Source organism: Cryobacterium tepidiphilum, assembly GCF_003716325.1.
GTDB lineage: Bacteria > Actinomycetota > Actinomycetes > Actinomycetales > Microbacteriaceae > Cryobacterium > Cryobacterium tepidiphilum.
Window position 1 is genome coordinate 57,163 of record NZ_RDSR01000008.1, and the last position, 15,641, is coordinate 72,803.

Sequence of the window (15,641 nt, forward strand, 5' to 3'; positions counted from 1 at the left end):
ATGACCCTTTTCGTCCTTCTCTCCCTCGTCGCCGCTGCCGTCACCTTCTGCCTGTCGGTCGTGGTGCTGAAGCTCAGCCTCCGCTACCGGCTGTATCCCAAGATCCGCGAGCGGGACGTGCACACCCGGCCGACCCCCCGCCTCGGCGGGATCGCGATGTTCCTCGGCATCCTGGTGGCGTTCCTCGTTTCCTACCTGGTCTCCGCGCAGTTCGCTCCGCTGCGACTCATCTTCACGAGCCCGCAACAGATCCTGGCCATCCTCGGGGCGGCGTTCCTCATCGTGCTCCTCGGCGTGGCCGACGACATATGGGACCTCGACTGGATGACCAAGCTCGCCGGGCAGTTCATCGCCGCCGGTCTCGTGGCCTGGCAGGGCGGCGTGCAGATCTATTCGCTGCCGATCGCGGGGCGCACCGTCGGCTCCGGGTGGATGTCGCTGGTCATCTCGATCGTCGCGATCGTGCTGGTCATGAACATGATCAACTTCATCGACGGGCTCGACGGACTCGTCACCGGGGTCGCGCTCATCGCCAATGGCACGTTCTTCCTCTACAGCTATCTCCTGGTGCGCGGCACGTCGCCCACCAACTACTTCAACCTCGCCTCCCTCATCGCCGCCATCCTGGTCGGGGCGTGCGTCGGCTTCCTGCCGCTCAACTGGCACCCGGCCAAGATGTTCATGGGCGACGCCGGAGCCCTGCTCGTCGGACTCCTGATGGCGACCTCCGCGATCGCCATCACCGGGCAGATCGACCCGGCCGCCATCGACCGTTCGCAGCTGTTCCCCGCATTCATCCCGATCCTGCTGCCGGTGGCGATCCTGATCATTCCGCTGCTCGACTTCGGCCTGGCCGTCTTCCGCAGGGTGCGAGCCGGCAAGTCCCCGTTCAGCGCGGACCGCAAGCACCTGCACCATCGGCTGCTCGACATGGGGCACACGCACCTGCACGCCGTGCTGATCTTCTACGGATGGACCGCCGCGGCATCCGTGGGCTGCCTGCTCTATTTCGTGCTGCCCGTGTACTTCCAACTGCCGACCTGGTACGCCACGATCTTCCTCGTGACGGCACTCCTGGTCTGCACCATCGTCACCCTCGCCCCACTCGGCCGCCGCAAGGTCATCGAGGCGGCCAGCCAACGTTCCCCCGCGGGCGAGGCGGCCACATTCGACCCGCTCGACGCGGCCGGCCAGTCCCCGTCAGCTGCCACCGCCGCGTCGGTCGCCGTGCCGGATACGACCCACCAGGAGAAGCCATGAGCAGCCCCACCTTCCAGCCCACCTCGGTTCCCGTGCTGAAACGCATCCTTGTCTGGGGCGGCCTCGTCGCCGTCGCCATCGCCGTCGTTGGCGCCGTCCTCGGCGGCATCTACGCCGGAGGCACGGGCGTGGTGAGCGCCCTCATCGGCACCGCCATGGCCCTCGTCTTCACGGGCATCACCGCGGCGAGCATCATCATCGCCAACCGCTTCGCCGGCAGCGAGCTGTACGTGGGCGCATTCTTCGGCATCGTCATGGGCGGTTGGCTGCTGAAGTTCGTCGTCTTCCTCATCCTCATCGTGGTGCTGAGCGGGCAGCCCTGGCTCAACCCGCTCGTACTGTTCCTGAGCATCGTCGCCGGCGTCATCGCGTCCCTCGTCGTGGACGTCGTGGTGGTCATGAAGAGCCGCGTCACCTACGCCAGCGACGTCACACTGCCGCAGGTTCCGCACGACCAGTAGCGCCCGCCGACCGATTGGGCGGGACGCGCCCTTTATTGCTACAGTATGTAGAGATTCCCCCGGCTTGCAGTTGTTTCTACGCTGCCGAATGCCGGCCCCATGTTCGTCGCCCGGAGAGCAGAGCTCACCGCCCCGAAACAGGAGATAGCGCTGCTAGAAACCGCTGTGAACCTGCTTGTCCCGTCCGCAACAGGCGACGGCGGCTTCGTCGGTCCCACGATCAATGAGTTCTTCCCCGAGGTCATCGCCTTCGCGGGAACGCCGTTCGAGATCAACCGGGTCATCCTGATCCGCTTCTTCGCCATCATCGTGCTGATGCTGGTGTTCTGGATCGGCACGCGCCGCATGAAGGTCGTCCCGACCCGCTGGCAGAGCATCGCCGAGATGGGGCTCGACTTCACCCGGGTGAACATCGCCGAAGACCTCCTCGGCGAGAAGGACGGCAAGCGGTTCCTGCCGCTCATCACCACCGTGTTCTTCATGGTGCTGTTCATGAACCTCACCGGCATCATCCCGTTCTTGAACCTCGCCGGCACCTCCGTCATCGGCGTGCCGCTCGTGCTCGCGATCATCGCGTACTGCTCGTTCATCTACGCCGGCATCAACCGCAACGGCGGCAGGTTCTTCAAGAACGCCCTGTTCCCGCCCGGTGTGCCCAAGGTCCTCTACATCGTGGTGACGCCGATCGAGTTCATCTCGACGTTCGTCATCCGGCCCGTCACGCTCACGCTCCGACTCATGATGAACATGGTCGTGGGCCACCTCCTCCTGGTGCTCTTCTTCCTGGCCACCCAGTTCTTCTTCTTCGAAGCCACTGGCGGCTTCAAGCTGTTCGGCGTCGGAACGATCGCGTTCGGCCTGGCCTTCACCCTGTTCGAAGTGCTGATCGCCGTCCTGCAGGCCTACGTCTTCGCCATTCTCACCACTGTTTACATTCAGCTTGCCCTGCTTGACGAACACTAAATAACGGATCCGGCACTCGCCGGCTCCGCCATCACGGAAGGAAACACACGTGGACGCAACTACCGTTCTCGCGGAAATTCACGGAAACATCGCGACGGTCGGCTACGGCCTCGCAGCCATCGGCCCCGGCATCGGCATCGGCATCGTCGTCGGCAAGACCGTCGAGGGCGTCGCCCGTCAGCCTGAGCTGGCCGGCCGACTCCAGGTCCTGATGTACATCGGCATCGCCTTCACCGAGGCGCTCGCCTTCATCGGCATCGCCACCTACTTCATCTTCACCGCCACCTCCTAGGCCGCTTCTTCCCTTAGTTAGGACGCACGATGTTCCCTGCAGTGCTCGCAGCTGCCGCCGAGGGTGAGCAGCACAACCCGCTCATCCCCGCCTGGCCCGACATCATCTGGTCAGCGGTCTGCTTCGCGGTGGTCTTGTTCTTCTTCTTCAAGATCGCACTCCCGCGCATGCAGAAACTCCTCGACGCGCGCTCCGAGGCCATCGAGGGCAACATCGCCAAAGCGGATGACGCGCAGCGCAAGGCCGAAGCTGCCCTCGAGCAGTACACGGCCCAGCTGGCCGAGGCGCGCGCCGAAGCCAGCCGCATCCGTGAGCAGGCTCGCGCCGATGGGCAGGAGATCCTCGCCGAGCTCAAGGAGCAGGCAACGACGGAGGCCGCGCGCATCAGCGCCAGCGCCACCGCCCAGATCGAGGCCGAACGGCAGTCGGCCCTCGTGTCGCTCCGCTCCGAGGTCGGAAGCCTCGCCATCGACCTCGCATCGGGCGTCATCGGCGAAAGCCTGACCGACGACGCCAAGGCCGCCGCCGTCGTCGACCGGTTCCTGGCCGACCTCGAGGCGTCCGAAGCAGCAGCGCCGTCGGCGAGGAAGAGCTGACAGCATGAGAAGCGCCACCAGAGAGGCCCTGTCCACAGCAAGGGCCGAACTCGCCGCCATGGGCGCGGTCGACCTGGCGACGGGGGAGAACCTGTTCGAGGCGGCACGCGCCATCGGGAACTCGTTCCAGCTGCTCGGAGCACTGAGCGACCCCGTTGCGGATTCGTCCGCGAAGGTCGCCCTGGTCGACGCCGTGTTCACCAAGGCCGTGACGCCGAACGCATTGCGTCTCCTGGAGACGGTGGCCGGGGGCCGCTGGTCCGGCAGTGACGACCTCCTTTCCGGCATCGAAGACCTCGGACTCCGTTCGGTGGCGATCTCGGCACCCGCGAACACCCGGATCGAAGCGGAGCTCTTCACCGTCCAGGCGATCGTGTCGTCGGACGACGGACTGGAGCTCGCCCTCTCCGACAAGCTCGGCCGCAGCGAGGCGAAGGCCGGACTCGTCGAGTCGCTCCTGGACGGCAAGGCCTCCGCGCAGACCGTGGCGATCGTGCGGCACCTCGTGCTGCTTCCCCGTGGCCGCCGGATCGGCGAGATGCTCGACTACGCGGCATCCGTTGTCGCCGACCAGGCCGACACCATCATCGCGACCGTCACGAGCGCAGGGCCCATCGACGCCCCGCGGCTGGACCGCCTGAAGGCGGGCCTGGCACGCCGATACGGGCGGGACATCACCGTGAACCAGGTCATCGACCCCAGCGTCGTCGGTGGACTTCGCGTTCAGATCGGCGATGATGTCATTGACGGCAGCGTCGCGACGCGCCTGCACGACCTCAAACTTCAACTCGCCGGCTGATACCGGCCGCGTAGAACACACTCACGACGGAACCGGTGCGTTCCGGTATAAGCAACCTGTACAGGTAAGTGCAGAAAAGGGAAGATGATGGCAGAACTAACGATCAGCCCCACTGAGATCCGCGATGCTCTCAAGGATTTCGTCAAGTCCTATGAGCCGGACAAGGCATCGACGACCGAGGTCGGCTACGTCACCAACGCCGGCGACGGCATCGCCCACGTCGAGGGTCTCCCCAGCGTGATGGCCAACGAGCTGATCAAGTTCTCCGACGGCACGCTGGGCCTGGCCCAGAACCTCGACGAAGACGAGATCGGCGTCGTCGTGCTCGGCGACTTCAACGGCATCGTCGAGGGCATGGAAGTCCAGCGCACGGGCGAGGTCCTCTCGGTCCCCGTCGGCGACGGCTACCTCGGTCGCGTCGTCGACCCGCTGGGCGCCCCGATCGACGGTCTCGGCGAGATCGCCACCGAGGGCCGCCGCGCGCTCGAACTGCAGGCCCCGGGCGTCATGCAGCGCAAGAGCGTGCACGAGCCGATGCAGACCGGCATCAAGGCGATCGACGCCATGATCCCCGTCGGCCGCGGACAGCGCCAGCTCATCATCGGTGACCGCCAGACCGGCAAGACGGCCATCGCGATCGACACCATCATCAACCAGCGCGCGAACTGGGAGTCGGGCGACCCGGCGAAGCAGGTGCGCTGCATCTACGTCGCGATCGGCCAGAAGGGCTCCACCATCGCCTCGGTGAAGGGCGCCCTCGAGGATGCCGGAGCGATGGAGTACACCACCATCGTCGCCGCTCCCGCGTCCGACCCCGCCGGCTTCAAGTACCTTGCCCCCTACACCGGCTCGGCCATCGGCCAGCACTGGATGTACGCGGGCAAGCACGTGCTCATCGTCTTCGACGACCTGTCCAAGCAGGCCGAGGCCTACCGCGCCGTGTCGCTGCTGCTGCGCCGCCCGCCGGGACGTGAGGCCTACCCCGGCGACGTCTTCTACCTGCACTCGCGCCTCCTGGAGCGTTGCGCGAAGCTCTCCGACGAACTGGGCGCCGGCTCGATGACGGGCCTGCCCATCATCGAGACCAAGGCGAACGACGTTTCCGCTTACATCCCGACCAACGTGATCTCGATCACCGACGGCCAGATCTTCCTCCAGTCCGACCTCTTCAACGCCAACCAGCGCCCAGCGGTCGACGTCGGAATCTCGGTGTCCCGCGTCGGCGGCGACGCCCAGGTGAAGTCCATCAAGAAGGTCTCCGGCACGCTCAAGCTCGAGCTGGCCCAGTACCGCTCGCTCGAGGCGTTCGCGATGTTCGCGTCGGACCTCGACCCGGCCAGCCGTCGCCAGCTTGCCCGTGGCGCCCGGCTCACGGAGCTCCTCAAGCAGCCTCAGTACTCGCCGTACCCGGTCGAGGACCAGGTCGTCTCGATCTGGGCCGGAACCAACGGCAAGCTCGACGAGGTGCCGGTGGAGGACGTGCTGCGTTTCGAGCGGGAACTGCTCGACTACCTGGGCCGCCACACCGACATCCTCACGACGCTGCGCGAGACCAACGTGCTGACCGACGAGGTCGTCACCGCCCTCGACGGCGCCGTCGACACCTTCAAGCTGGAGTTCCAGACGGGCGCCGGCAAGCCGCTCGCCTCGGTCGGCCACGAGGAGTTCGCTCCCATCGACGCCGCCGACGTGAGCCAGGAGAAGATTGTGAAGCACAAGCGCTGATCCTGCCGATCACCGCTTGATTCCACACACGACCACACTGCAACCAGGAAGCACAGGAGACACATGGGAGCGCAACTTCGGGTCTACCGGCAGAAGATCAAGTCTGCCCAGACGACCAAGAAGATCACTCGGGCCATGGAGCTGATCTCCGCCTCGCGTATCCAGAAGGCGCAGGCGCGGGTCGCCGCGTCCACGCCGTATTCCCGCGCCATCACGCGTGCCGTGTCGGCCGTGGCGACGTACTCCAACGTCGACCACGTGCTCACCACGGAGCCGGAGACCATCGAGCGCGCCGCGATCGTGATCTTCTCCTCGGACCGCGGACTGGCGGGTGCCTTCAGCTCGCAGGTGCTGCGCGAGGCCGAGGAGCTCGCCGAGCTCTTGCGGGGCCAGGGCAAGGAAGTCGCGTACTTCCTCGTCGGGCGCAAGGCGACCGCGTACTTCAACTTCCGCAAGCGCGCCTCCGAGAAGACGTGGACCGGCGGGACCGACCAGCCGCAGTTCGAGTCGGCCCGGGAGATCGGCGAGGTGCTGCTGGAGAGCTTCCTGCGCGACGCGGGCGACGGCGGCGTGGATGAGATCCACCTGGTCTACAACCGTTTCGTCAGCATGGTGACCCAGACGCCTCAGGTCGTGCGCCTGCTGCCTCTCGAGGTCGTCGAAGGCGTGGAGGAACCCGAAGCCGGCGACATCCTTCCGCTGTACGAGTTCGAACCCGACGCGGCGACCGTCCTCGACGGGCTGCTTCCGGTGTACATCGAGAGCCGGATCTTCAACGCCATGCTGCAGTCGGCCGCCTCCGAGCACGCCGCACGCCAGAAGGCCATGAAGTCCGCGAGCGACAACGCAGACAAGCTGATCACCGACTACACCCGGCTCGCCAACAACGCGCGCCAGTCCGAGATCACGCAGCAGATTTCCGAGATCGTGGGTGGGGCCGACGCGCTCGCATCCGCCAAGAGCTAAGCAGAGAAGAGAGAGCAATGACTGACACTGCAACCGCGCCGGTCAAGGCGGCGGACACAGCCGGTGCCGTGGGCCGCATCGCCCGCGTGACCGGCCCCGTCGTCGACATCGAGTTCCCGCATGACTCGATCCCCGGCATCTACAACGCACTGAAGACCACGGTCACGATGGGCGGCGAGTCGAACGAGATCACGCTCGAGGTCGCACAGCACCTCGGTGACGACCTCGTCCGCGCCATCGCCCTGAAGCCGACGGACGGCCTCGTCCGCGGACAGGACGTGCGTGACACCGGCGGCCCCATCATGGTCCCCGTCGGGGACGTCACCAAGGGCAAGGTGTTCAACGTCATCGGTGAGGTGCTCAACGCCGAGCCCGGCGAGAAGATCGAGATCACCGAGCGCTGGCCGATTCACCGCAACCCGCCGGCATTCGACCAGCTCGAGTCCAAGACCCAGCTGTTCGAGACGGGCATCAAGGTCATCGACCTGCTCACCCCCTACGTGCTCGGCGGAAAGATCGGCCTCTTCGGTGGGGCCGGCGTCGGCAAGACGGTGCTCATCCAGGAGATGATCCAGCGCGTCGCGCAGAACCACGGCGGTGTGTCGGTGTTCGCCGGCGTGGGCGAGCGCACCCGTGAGGGCAACGACCTCATCGGCGAAATGGAGGAGGCGGGCGTCTTCGACAAGACCGCCCTTGTCTTCGGCCAGATGGACGAGCCGCCGGGAACGCGTCTGCGCGTGGCCCTCTCCGCTCTGACCATGGCGGAGTACTTCCGCGACGTGCAGAAGCAGGACGTGCTGCTCTTCATCGACAACATCTTCCGCTTCACGCAGGCCGGTTCCGAGGTCTCCACGCTGCTCGGTCGCATGCCGTCCGCCGTGGGCTACCAGCCGAACCTCGCCGACGAGATGGGCATCCTCCAGGAGCGCATCACGTCGACTCGCGGCCACTCGATCACGTCGCTGCAGGCCATCTACGTTCCCGCCGATGACTACACCGACCCGGCGCCGGCGACGACGTTCGCGCACCTCGACGCCACCACCGAGCTTTCGCGTGAGATCGCGTCGAAGGGCCTCTACCCGGCCGTCGACCCGCTCTCATCGACCAGCCGCATCCTCGACCCCCGCTACCTGGGCGAGGACCACTACAACACGGCGGTCCGCGTGAAGGCGATCCTGCAGAAGAACAAGGAACTGCAGGAGATCATCGCCATCCTCGGTGTCGACGAGCTCTCCGAAGAGGACAAGGTGACGGTCGCCCGCGCGCGCCGCATCCAGCAGTTCCTCTCGCAGAACACCTACATGGCGAAGAAGTTCACCGGCGTGGAGGGCTCCACGGTTCCGCTCAAGGACACCATCGAGTCGTTCAACGCCATCGCCAACGGCGACTTCGACCACGTGTCCGAGCAGGCCTTCTTCAACGTCGGTGCGATCTCCGACGTCGAAGAGAAGTGGGCGAAGATTCAGAAGGAGAACGGCTGAGCATGGCCGCGCCTCTCAACGTCAGCGTCGTCTCGGCGGATCACGAAGTGTGGTCCGGCGAGGCGACGCAGGTGATCGCCCGCACGACCGAAGGCGAAATCGGCATCCTCGCCGGGCACGAGCCGATGCTGGCTATCCTCGGTGCCGGCGAGGTCCGGGTCACGCTCCCGGGCGGCGACAAGGTGCATGCACACGCAGCCGACGGGTTCCTGTCGGTCGACAACAACCTCGTCATGGTCGTCGCCAGTAAAGCGGAGCTCGTCTAGGCGCTGTGCTGTTCCTGCTTCCGCCGTCGGAGACCAAGCGCGACGGCGGCGTCGGTGCATCGCTTGAACTCGGTACCCTCGCCTTCCCGAGCCTGACCGACGCGCGGCGTGAAGCCCTGGACGCTGTCACCACGCTCGCGGGCGACCAGGAGCGGAGCATGTCCGTCCTCCGACTCAGCCCGAAGCAGGCCGGCGAGGTGGAACGCAACCGCACGGTGCTCACCTCGCCGACCATGGCGGCCGTCGACCGTTACACCGGCGTGCTCTACGACGCGATGTCGGCCGAGACGCTCGACGCCGACGCGCGCGCGTTCGCCCACCGGAACGTTCTGGTGCACTCCGCCCTGTTCGGGCTGGTCCGTGCGCTCGACGCGGTTCCCGCATACCGCTTGTCCCATTCGTCGCGGTTGCCGGGCCTGATGCTCGGGAAACTCTGGCGGCAGCCCGTCGTCGACGTGCTCATGGCACTGGATGGGCCGATCCTCGATCTCCGGTCCGAGGCGTACGCCGCACTCGGCCCTGCTCCGGCAGGCTCCCGCACCCGGTATCTCCGCGTCGTCGCCGAAGACGGCGACGGCCACAAAAGGGCACTGAACCACTTCAACAAGAAGTCCAAAGGCCAGTTCACCCGCGCCTTCGCCGCCGGCCGGCCGGACGTGGGAACCATGGACGAGCTCTGCGACTGGGCTCATTCCGCCGGTTTCCGGCTGCTCCCCGGCGCCCCGGGCGAGCTTCATCTCGTCGTCAGCGAAGTCGTGGCGTCCCGCTCCTGACCCCGCGCCGCAGCCGGCGCCCGACGGGCATCCGCGGGTCAGACGGTGTGCGGGATGCCCTCATGGGCGAGGAGCCACACCTTCGTGGGTACGCCCTCACCGGCGCTGTACCCGGTGATGCGCCCGTTCGCCGCGAGCACGCGGTGACACCCGATCAGCAGGGGCAGGGGATTGGCCCCGACCGCGCCCCCGACGGCGCGGCCGGAACCAGGCTTGCCGATCTCCTGCCCGAGCTGTCCGTACGACGTCACGTCGCCGAACCGGAGCGCGGCCAGGCGATCCCAGACGCTCTGCTGGAACGAGGTGCCAGACACGTACCGGACCGGAAGGTCGAAGTCCTGCCGCGTGCCCGCGAAATACTCCGTCAGCTGCTCCCGCGCGCGCTCCAGCAGGGGAGAGGGGCGTTCGGGCTCGTCGTCGAACGGCAGGCGGCCGCTCCGCTCGATGGTAAGCGAGAGGATGTGCTCCGCGTCGGCGGTGAGTTCCAGGCGTCCGATGGGGCTCGTGACTCGGGTCAGGAAGGGGGCTGTGCTGGTCATGGTTCGACTGTAACGGCGACTTCCGGTCCGGTCTCGCCGCCAGTGAAAGCGGTGGACAACCCACGGATCGGTCAGTGTGTGGAGGAGCCTTCCGCGGTCGCGCTGAGCAGCGCGTACCCGCGCAGGACGGCCGCTTCCGCCATGTGTAACGGCAGGGGAGTGGAGGCAGCGAGCCGTTCCGCTACGAACTCCATCGGCTCGGAGCGGCTGAAGGACTCCGTGATCTCCTTCGCAATAATGCGCAGCGTGCCCGCTTGCGCACGGACGAAGTCACGTCGCACCGGTCGCCCGTGTCCCGGCACCACGACGGCATCCTCGCCGATGAGCGCGGCAAGGCCCTCAAGCACGCCGGGCCACCCGAACGGGAAGCATCCGGAGCCATACATGGGCGGACCCGACTCTTCGATCACATCCCCGACGATCCAGACGTCGGCATCGGGTACATGGAGCACGAGGTCCGTGTCGGTGTGGCCGGGAGCCAGGGGAAGGAGCCGCACCTCGCGGCCGCCGATGTCAACGGTCGTCGGGGACGACACGAGCCGCGTCGGGGGTGTCAGGTCGACCCCGCGCCAATCGTGCTCGGGCTGCGCCTGTGGGTTCGCGGCCCAGGCATTCAGCCTCGGCGACTCGTAGGCGGCGAAGTGGGCGGGAATGAGGTGGTGGCCGTAGATGGCCGCCCCGACGGCCAATCGCTGGTTGCCGAAGGTGTGATCGTAATGGGCGTGGGTGTTCACCACCCAGCGGATGGGCTGGTCGCTGACGAGGGCCGCATCGGCCGCGATCTCCTCGGCCTCCGTCGGGTTGCACCGGGTGTCGACGAGGAGAAGGCCGTCTGTGCCGCGCACCAGGCAGATCGAGATATCGAGCGGGTCGTACCGGCGGTGGAAGACTCCCTCGGCGATCTCGGTCCACGACGTCATGAACCGATCCTAGGGTCCGAAAGGAAGCCGGGGCGTCCTCCGGTAATAGTCTGGGGAAATGGCAGACATCGACTATCGCAGGCTCGGCGACTCGGGGCTCGTGGTCTCCAGCATCGGCCTGGGGTGCAACAACTTCGGCAGGACCGGGACGGCCTCCGTCGACCAGGCCGGCACGAGCGCCGTTCTCGACGCCGCGATCGACGCGGGAGTCACGTTCCTCGACACGGCCGACATCTACGGCGCTGAGCGCGGCCTCAGTGAGACCCTGATGGGCCACGCCCTGAAGGGCAAACGCGAGCGGGTGGTGCTCGCCAGCAAGTTCGGCATGGACATGGCCGGGTTGAACGGCCCCGATTGGGGCGCGCGTGCGTCACGGCGCTACATTCGCCTGGCCGTCGAAGGGTCGCTCCGGCGGCTGCAGACCGACTGGATCGACCTGTACCAGCTGCACCGGCCAGATCCGAACACGCCCATCGAAGAGACGCTGGCAACGCTGGACGACCTGATCGCCGAGGGCAAGATCCGCTACATCGGACACTCCAACCTCGCTGGCTGGCAGATCGCCGAGGCGGAGTTCACGGCCCGGATACACGGTCATCCGCGGTTCATCTCGGCGCAGAACGAGTACAGCCTGCTGGTGCGCGACGCCGAGGAGGAGGTCCTGCCCGCGGTCAACGCCTACGGGCTGGGCTTCCTGCCGTTCTTTCCGCTCTATAACGGCCTGTTCACGGGCAAGTTCACCCAGGAGGGTGGCCCCGCGGACAGCAGGATCATGTCGGTGCGCAAGCACCTGCTCGATGATGCGCCCTGGGACGTCATCGAGGAGTTCCGCTCGTTCTGCGACGAGCGGGGGGTGAGCATGCTCGCGGCCACCGTCGCCTGGCTGCTGGCCCAGCCGGGGCTCACGAGCGTCATCGCCGGCGCCACAAGACCGGAGCAGATTGTGCAGAACGCAACTGCGGCCACGGAGTGGAAGCCGACGGCAGCTGAGGTCGCCTGGATCTCCGAACTTTTCGCATGAGGGATGAGTGGCCGGCCGGTCAGCCGGCCGGGCCACTCACCCGAAGGGGTGAAGACTGATCAGACGTTGCGCCGGATGGAACGCATGATCGCGGCGATGATGCCGATGACCAGCAGGATGATTCCGATCCACAGCAACCACTTCACGGCAGAGATGAAGATGCCGAGGAAGAGCCCGATCAGTCCGATGACGATGAGTATTACTGCTAGCGATGTCATACCCCTGAACGTACCCCCAGTGAGTTCACAGCGAAAGGCCGATCTTTCCACAGGCAGAAGCGCCAGGAACTTATCCACCGAATGCCGGTCCACCGGTCGCGGGAGCGGCCCGTCGGGCACGGTGGGCGCATGCAGCCAACCGTCATCAAAGCCAGGCAGGCACAGGACTTCCTGGCTCTCGTCCCCCAGCTCGCGGGTTTCCTGCCCCGCAACAGCGTGGTCCTCGTCGCCTTTCGCGGCAACCGCACCTGCGGCGCACTTCGCTTCAACCTGCCCGAGAGCGGCGTACCGCACTCCGTCTACGCCCGGGTCGCGTCGACTCTCGTCGGCACACTGTGCAAGATCGCGGGCGTGAACGCCGTCGTTCCGGTGGTGTACACGGACCAGCCCTTCCACCTGCCAGGAGGGATGCCAGCGCAGCGGTTCGCAAGGGCGCTCGTCGAGGCGGCCGAGCGCTCCGGTTTTCTCGTGCGCGACGTGCTGTGCGTGGCGTCCGACGGCTGGGGCTCCTATGACGACCCCGAGTGCCCCGCGCACGGCCGGCCCCTCTCCGACATCGCGGGTTCGGCCGTCGCCGCGCCCCCGGTGATCGGAACGATCGAGAGCCGCGCCGAGCTTCCACCCGCCAGCGGACCGCTGAAAGAGAAGGTGGCGCGGCTCTACCGGCGGTATCGACGGCTGGCCGGCGACACCCCGGCGCTGGGCGTGGCCACCGGCGATGTCATCGACGCCATCACTGCCGCTGAGGAGATGCTGGGCTGGACCGAGCAGTCCCCGGATCCGGAGGCGCTCGCCGCCATGCTCTTCCTCGTGCAGTCGCCGCCCACGCGCGATCAGGTCATGCTCCAGATCGCCTTCGGCGAGGAGATCGGCGGCGTCGCCCGCGACGTCAACCGGCGGTACGAGGCGATCCGGGAGGCGACCGGGCGAAGCTTCGACGAGATCGCCATGGCCGAGCACGAAGCAGCGGCACGGGAACCGGGTGTCAGGACGGAAGCGGCGGACGCCGGGGCGCTCCTCGGCAGGCTCCTGACCGGCTTCTCTCGCGAGCGGCCCGACCCGGACCGGGTGGAACGGGGCATCCGGATGCTCGCGCTCCTCGTCGCACACGCACCGCGAGCTGCCCGGCCGGCACCGCTCTGCATGCTCGCCTGGCTGTCGTGGACCCTCGGCCGCGGATCGGTCGCGGGCATCTTCATCGACCGCGTCCTCGCCATCGAGCCGGGCTACAGCATGGCGATCACCCTCGGCGTCATGTTCGACGCCGGGCACCTGCCCGAGTGGGCATGGGCGGAGCCTGAGGCCGGGTGAGCGCGCGTCCTCCCGCCGCCTGCGACGCGGAAGGACGGTTAGGATGGGCCACCGGTCACTGATTGGAGAAGGCGGCATGGTCGACGGCAGGGTCACCCTCGCTCCGTCCGCCGGGCCGCCCCCGTGGGCGTTCGTCGTCGGCCGGGCCTTCCTGGCGGCCGTGCCCGCCGATGCGGGCGACGACATCGTGCAGGCGCTTGCGGCGTTCGCCCCGCAGCACGCGGTCGACCTGGAATCGATGGTCACCCTGCTGCCCCTAAGCGGCGACCGCGCGCTCGCGAGTTTCGCGCTCGTTGTGCCGGTACACGGATCTGAAACGGTGTCGGTGCTCGTGCGCGGCGCGTCGGCCGTGGACGTCTACTCCGTGGGGGGCTCCCGCCGCTTCGCCGCCGCCGGGGTCGCCCCGTGGCTGCTGGCCGATTTCCAGTCGGTCACCGGGGTCGTGATCGGGGGTGCCGAGGTGGCGCCGGGACCATTGGACGCCACCGGTGTCACCTTCCGTTCCGCCGGCGACCGCGGTGACCGCCTCACCTGGTTCGTCGACTCGTCGGCGCATGAGCCGGCCGTGGACGACACCGTGCTGGTGGGGGATTCGTCCAGGCTGTCCACGGCCGGCTCCGACACGGTCGTGCGGCCCAACACGGCCATCGGTGACACGGTGGTCCTGCCGTCCTCGCCGCCCCGCCTGGGCTCGGACCTGCCGGAGCAGGGCGAGGCGCTGCCGCGCTACGCCTTCCGGCTGGGAGCAGTCTCCTACCGCCTCGACGACTCGTACTACCTGGGGCGGCAGCCGCGGGCGCCCCGCATCCACGCGGGCGGAACGCCCACCCTCATCGCCGTTCCGTCCCCGACGCGTTCGGTGTCGGGAACGCACCTCGAGATCCGGCAGGACGGGGACGCCGTCGTCGTGACCGACCTCGGCTCGACGAACGGAACGATGCTGTTGCCGGCCGCCGGGGCGAAGGAGCGGCTGCGGCACGGAACCTCCCGCGCCGTCGTGCCCGGTACGAAGCTCGACATCGGGGACGGTAATATCGTCGAGATCCTGCCGGTGAGCGGGGACGAGCCGTCCTTGCCGCCTGCCAGTAACCGGAAGGCACAACCGTGACCCACATAGGTCAAGACTCGACCAGCTTCACGGCGAAGCCGCAGGCGGCAGAAACGACCGTCGAACTGGCGTGGGCGGCGAGGACCGACACCGGCCACCGGCGTGAGGTCAACGAGGACAGCGTGGTGTGCCGGCCCCCCGTCTTCGCCGTCGCCGACGGCATGGGCGGTCACTCGGCCGGCGACGTCGCCAGCGGAGCGGTCGTGACCCGGCTCGCCGAACTCGCCGGCGCCGAGCTCCTCGACCCGATCCCGATCGACCGCGCACTCAGCCTCTCGGTCGAGGACATGGCCCGCGGTGCCGGGGTGACCGACCTCGGCACGGGCACGACGGTGACGGGCGCGGCACTGGCGTACCTGTCGGGATCGGTGCAGTGGCTGGTGTTCAACATCGGCGATTCCCGGGTCTACCAGCTCATCTCCGGCGTGCTCGAGCAGGTCACCACCGACCACTCGGTAGTGCAGGAGATGGTGGATGCCGGTCGCATCACCCGCGAGGAAGCCGACGTGCATCCGCAGGGGAACGTGATCACCCGGGCAGTGGGATTCCACGAGCCGCCCATCCCCGACTACCGTGCACTCCCGGTGCGGCCCGGGATGCGCCTGCTCATCTGCTCCGACGGCCTCACGAAGGAACTGACGCCGTACGGCATCCGTCATTTCATGATCTCGAACCCCGACCCGGCCGCCGCGGCCGACGCGCTGGTCGATGCGGCGCTCGGAAACGGCGGCCGCGACAACGTGACCGTCATCGTGCTCGACGTGGTCGCCGTCGACGGGGAGCGCGCCGAAGCGGTCGAGTAGCGCAGCACTGGCCCCCGAGTTGGGGGTGCTGCGCTCCGCCGAACGCGCCACCGCGACGCCTGCTGCGCCGGAGCGGCTGCCTACAATTGGGAGACCATGCGGTGATGCCGTTCTCGTCCACGTCGGTGGCGAGTCACAA

At 67.4% G+C, this 15,641-nt stretch carries 18 protein-coding genes; 15 read left to right on the forward strand and 3 right to left on the reverse strand.

The window, feature by feature from the left end; translation table 11 throughout:
• The 11 genes from EEJ31_RS06710 (at window position 1) to EEJ31_RS06760 (ending at window position 9,582) form a co-directional block, all read left to right on the forward strand.
• A complete protein-coding gene (locus EEJ31_RS06710; RefSeq protein WP_123045532.1) occupies window positions 1-1,260 on the forward strand; it encodes an MraY family glycosyltransferase in 1,260 nt (419 codons plus the stop codon).
• The gene (locus EEJ31_RS06715; RefSeq protein ID WP_123045533.1) at window positions 1,257-1,721 is read left to right on the forward strand and encodes a hypothetical protein; all 465 of its coding nucleotides are present in this window, start codon (window positions 1,257-1,259) and stop codon (window positions 1,719-1,721) included. The genes EEJ31_RS06710 and EEJ31_RS06715 overlap by 4 nt, the downstream gene beginning before the upstream one ends.
• Before the next feature lie 165 nt (window positions 1,722-1,886).
• Window positions 1,887-2,684 carry a F0F1 ATP synthase subunit A gene (gene atpB / locus EEJ31_RS06720; protein ID WP_123045534.1) on the forward strand — a complete coding sequence of 266 codons (798 nt, stop codon included), beginning with the start codon at window positions 1,887-1,889 and terminating at the stop codon, window positions 2,682-2,684.
• Between the two features lie 49 nt (window positions 2,685-2,733).
• Window positions 2,734-2,976, forward strand: coding sequence for an ATP synthase F0 subunit C (atpE, locus tag EEJ31_RS06725; RefSeq protein ID WP_123045535.1), 243 nt, complete (start codon window positions 2,734-2,736; stop codon window positions 2,974-2,976).
• A 29-nt stretch (window positions 2,977-3,005) separates the two neighbouring features.
• On the forward strand, window positions 3,006-3,572 hold the full coding sequence (locus EEJ31_RS06730; protein WP_123045536.1) for a F0F1 ATP synthase subunit B: 567 nt from the start codon (window positions 3,006-3,008) through the stop codon (window positions 3,570-3,572).
• Window positions 3,573-3,576: 4 nt separating this feature from the next.
• Window positions 3,577-4,371: a F0F1 ATP synthase subunit delta gene (locus EEJ31_RS06735; RefSeq protein WP_123045537.1), complete on the forward strand. Its 795-nt coding sequence runs from the start codon at window positions 3,577-3,579 to the stop codon at window positions 4,369-4,371.
• Between the two features lie 87 nt (window positions 4,372-4,458).
• A complete protein-coding gene (gene atpA, locus EEJ31_RS06740; RefSeq protein WP_123045583.1) occupies window positions 4,459-6,096 on the forward strand; it encodes a F0F1 ATP synthase subunit alpha in 1,638 nt (545 codons plus the stop codon).
• Window positions 6,097-6,159: 63 nt separating this feature from the next.
• On the forward strand, window positions 6,160-7,062 hold the full coding sequence (locus EEJ31_RS06745) for a F0F1 ATP synthase subunit gamma (protein ID WP_123045538.1): 903 nt from the start codon (window positions 6,160-6,162) through the stop codon (window positions 7,060-7,062).
• Between the two features lie 17 nt (window positions 7,063-7,079).
• Window positions 7,080-8,543, forward strand: coding sequence for a F0F1 ATP synthase subunit beta (atpD, locus tag EEJ31_RS06750; protein WP_123045539.1), 1,464 nt, complete (start codon window positions 7,080-7,082; stop codon window positions 8,541-8,543).
• A gap of 2 nt (window positions 8,544-8,545) precedes the next feature.
• The gene (locus EEJ31_RS06755) at window positions 8,546-8,809 is read left to right on the forward strand and encodes a F0F1 ATP synthase subunit epsilon (RefSeq protein WP_123045540.1); all 264 of its coding nucleotides are present in this window, start codon (window positions 8,546-8,548) and stop codon (window positions 8,807-8,809) included.
• Between the two features lie 5 nt (window positions 8,810-8,814).
• On the forward strand, window positions 8,815-9,582 hold the full coding sequence (locus EEJ31_RS06760; protein WP_123045541.1) for a YaaA family protein: 768 nt from the start codon (window positions 8,815-8,817) through the stop codon (window positions 9,580-9,582).
• 38 nt (window positions 9,583-9,620) lie between these two features.
• Here EEJ31_RS06760 and EEJ31_RS06765 read toward each other — a convergent pair whose 3' ends face one another.
• Complete coding sequence (locus EEJ31_RS06765) at window positions 9,621-10,121, reverse strand: methylated-DNA--[protein]-cysteine S-methyltransferase (RefSeq protein WP_123045542.1); 501 nt, start codon at window positions 10,119-10,121, stop codon at window positions 9,621-9,623.
• Between the two features lie 71 nt (window positions 10,122-10,192).
• A complete protein-coding gene (locus EEJ31_RS06770) occupies window positions 10,193-11,041 on the reverse strand; it encodes an MBL fold metallo-hydrolase (RefSeq protein WP_123045543.1) in 849 nt (282 codons plus the stop codon).
• A 58-nt stretch (window positions 11,042-11,099) separates the two neighbouring features.
• Between EEJ31_RS06770 and EEJ31_RS06775 the strand changes: the two genes are divergently transcribed.
• On the forward strand, window positions 11,100-12,062 hold the full coding sequence (locus EEJ31_RS06775) for an aldo/keto reductase (protein WP_123045544.1): 963 nt from the start codon (window positions 11,100-11,102) through the stop codon (window positions 12,060-12,062).
• Between the two features lie 59 nt (window positions 12,063-12,121).
• Here EEJ31_RS06775 and EEJ31_RS13975 read toward each other — a convergent pair whose 3' ends face one another.
• Window positions 12,122-12,280, reverse strand: coding sequence for a hypothetical protein (locus EEJ31_RS13975; protein ID WP_199727293.1), 159 nt, complete (start codon window positions 12,278-12,280; stop codon window positions 12,122-12,124).
• A gap of 129 nt (window positions 12,281-12,409) precedes the next feature.
• Here EEJ31_RS13975 and EEJ31_RS06780 point away from each other — a divergent pair, with 129 nt between their 5' ends.
• From EEJ31_RS06780 to EEJ31_RS06790, 3 genes are all read left to right on the forward strand, one after another.
• Window positions 12,410-13,591 (forward strand): DUF4192 family protein, encoded by a 1,182-nt coding sequence (locus EEJ31_RS06780; RefSeq protein WP_158603917.1) that lies wholly within the window; start codon window positions 12,410-12,412, stop codon window positions 13,589-13,591.
• A gap of 76 nt (window positions 13,592-13,667) precedes the next feature.
• Window positions 13,668-14,699 carry an FHA domain-containing protein gene (locus tag EEJ31_RS06785; protein WP_123045546.1) on the forward strand — a complete coding sequence of 344 codons (1,032 nt, stop codon included), beginning with the start codon at window positions 13,668-13,670 and terminating at the stop codon, window positions 14,697-14,699.
• Window positions 14,696-15,502, forward strand: coding sequence for a PP2C family protein-serine/threonine phosphatase (locus tag EEJ31_RS06790; protein ID WP_123045547.1), 807 nt, complete (start codon window positions 14,696-14,698; stop codon window positions 15,500-15,502). Before EEJ31_RS06785 ends, EEJ31_RS06790 begins: the two co-directional genes overlap by 4 nt.
• The last annotated feature ends 139 nt before the right edge of the window (window positions 15,503-15,641 follow it).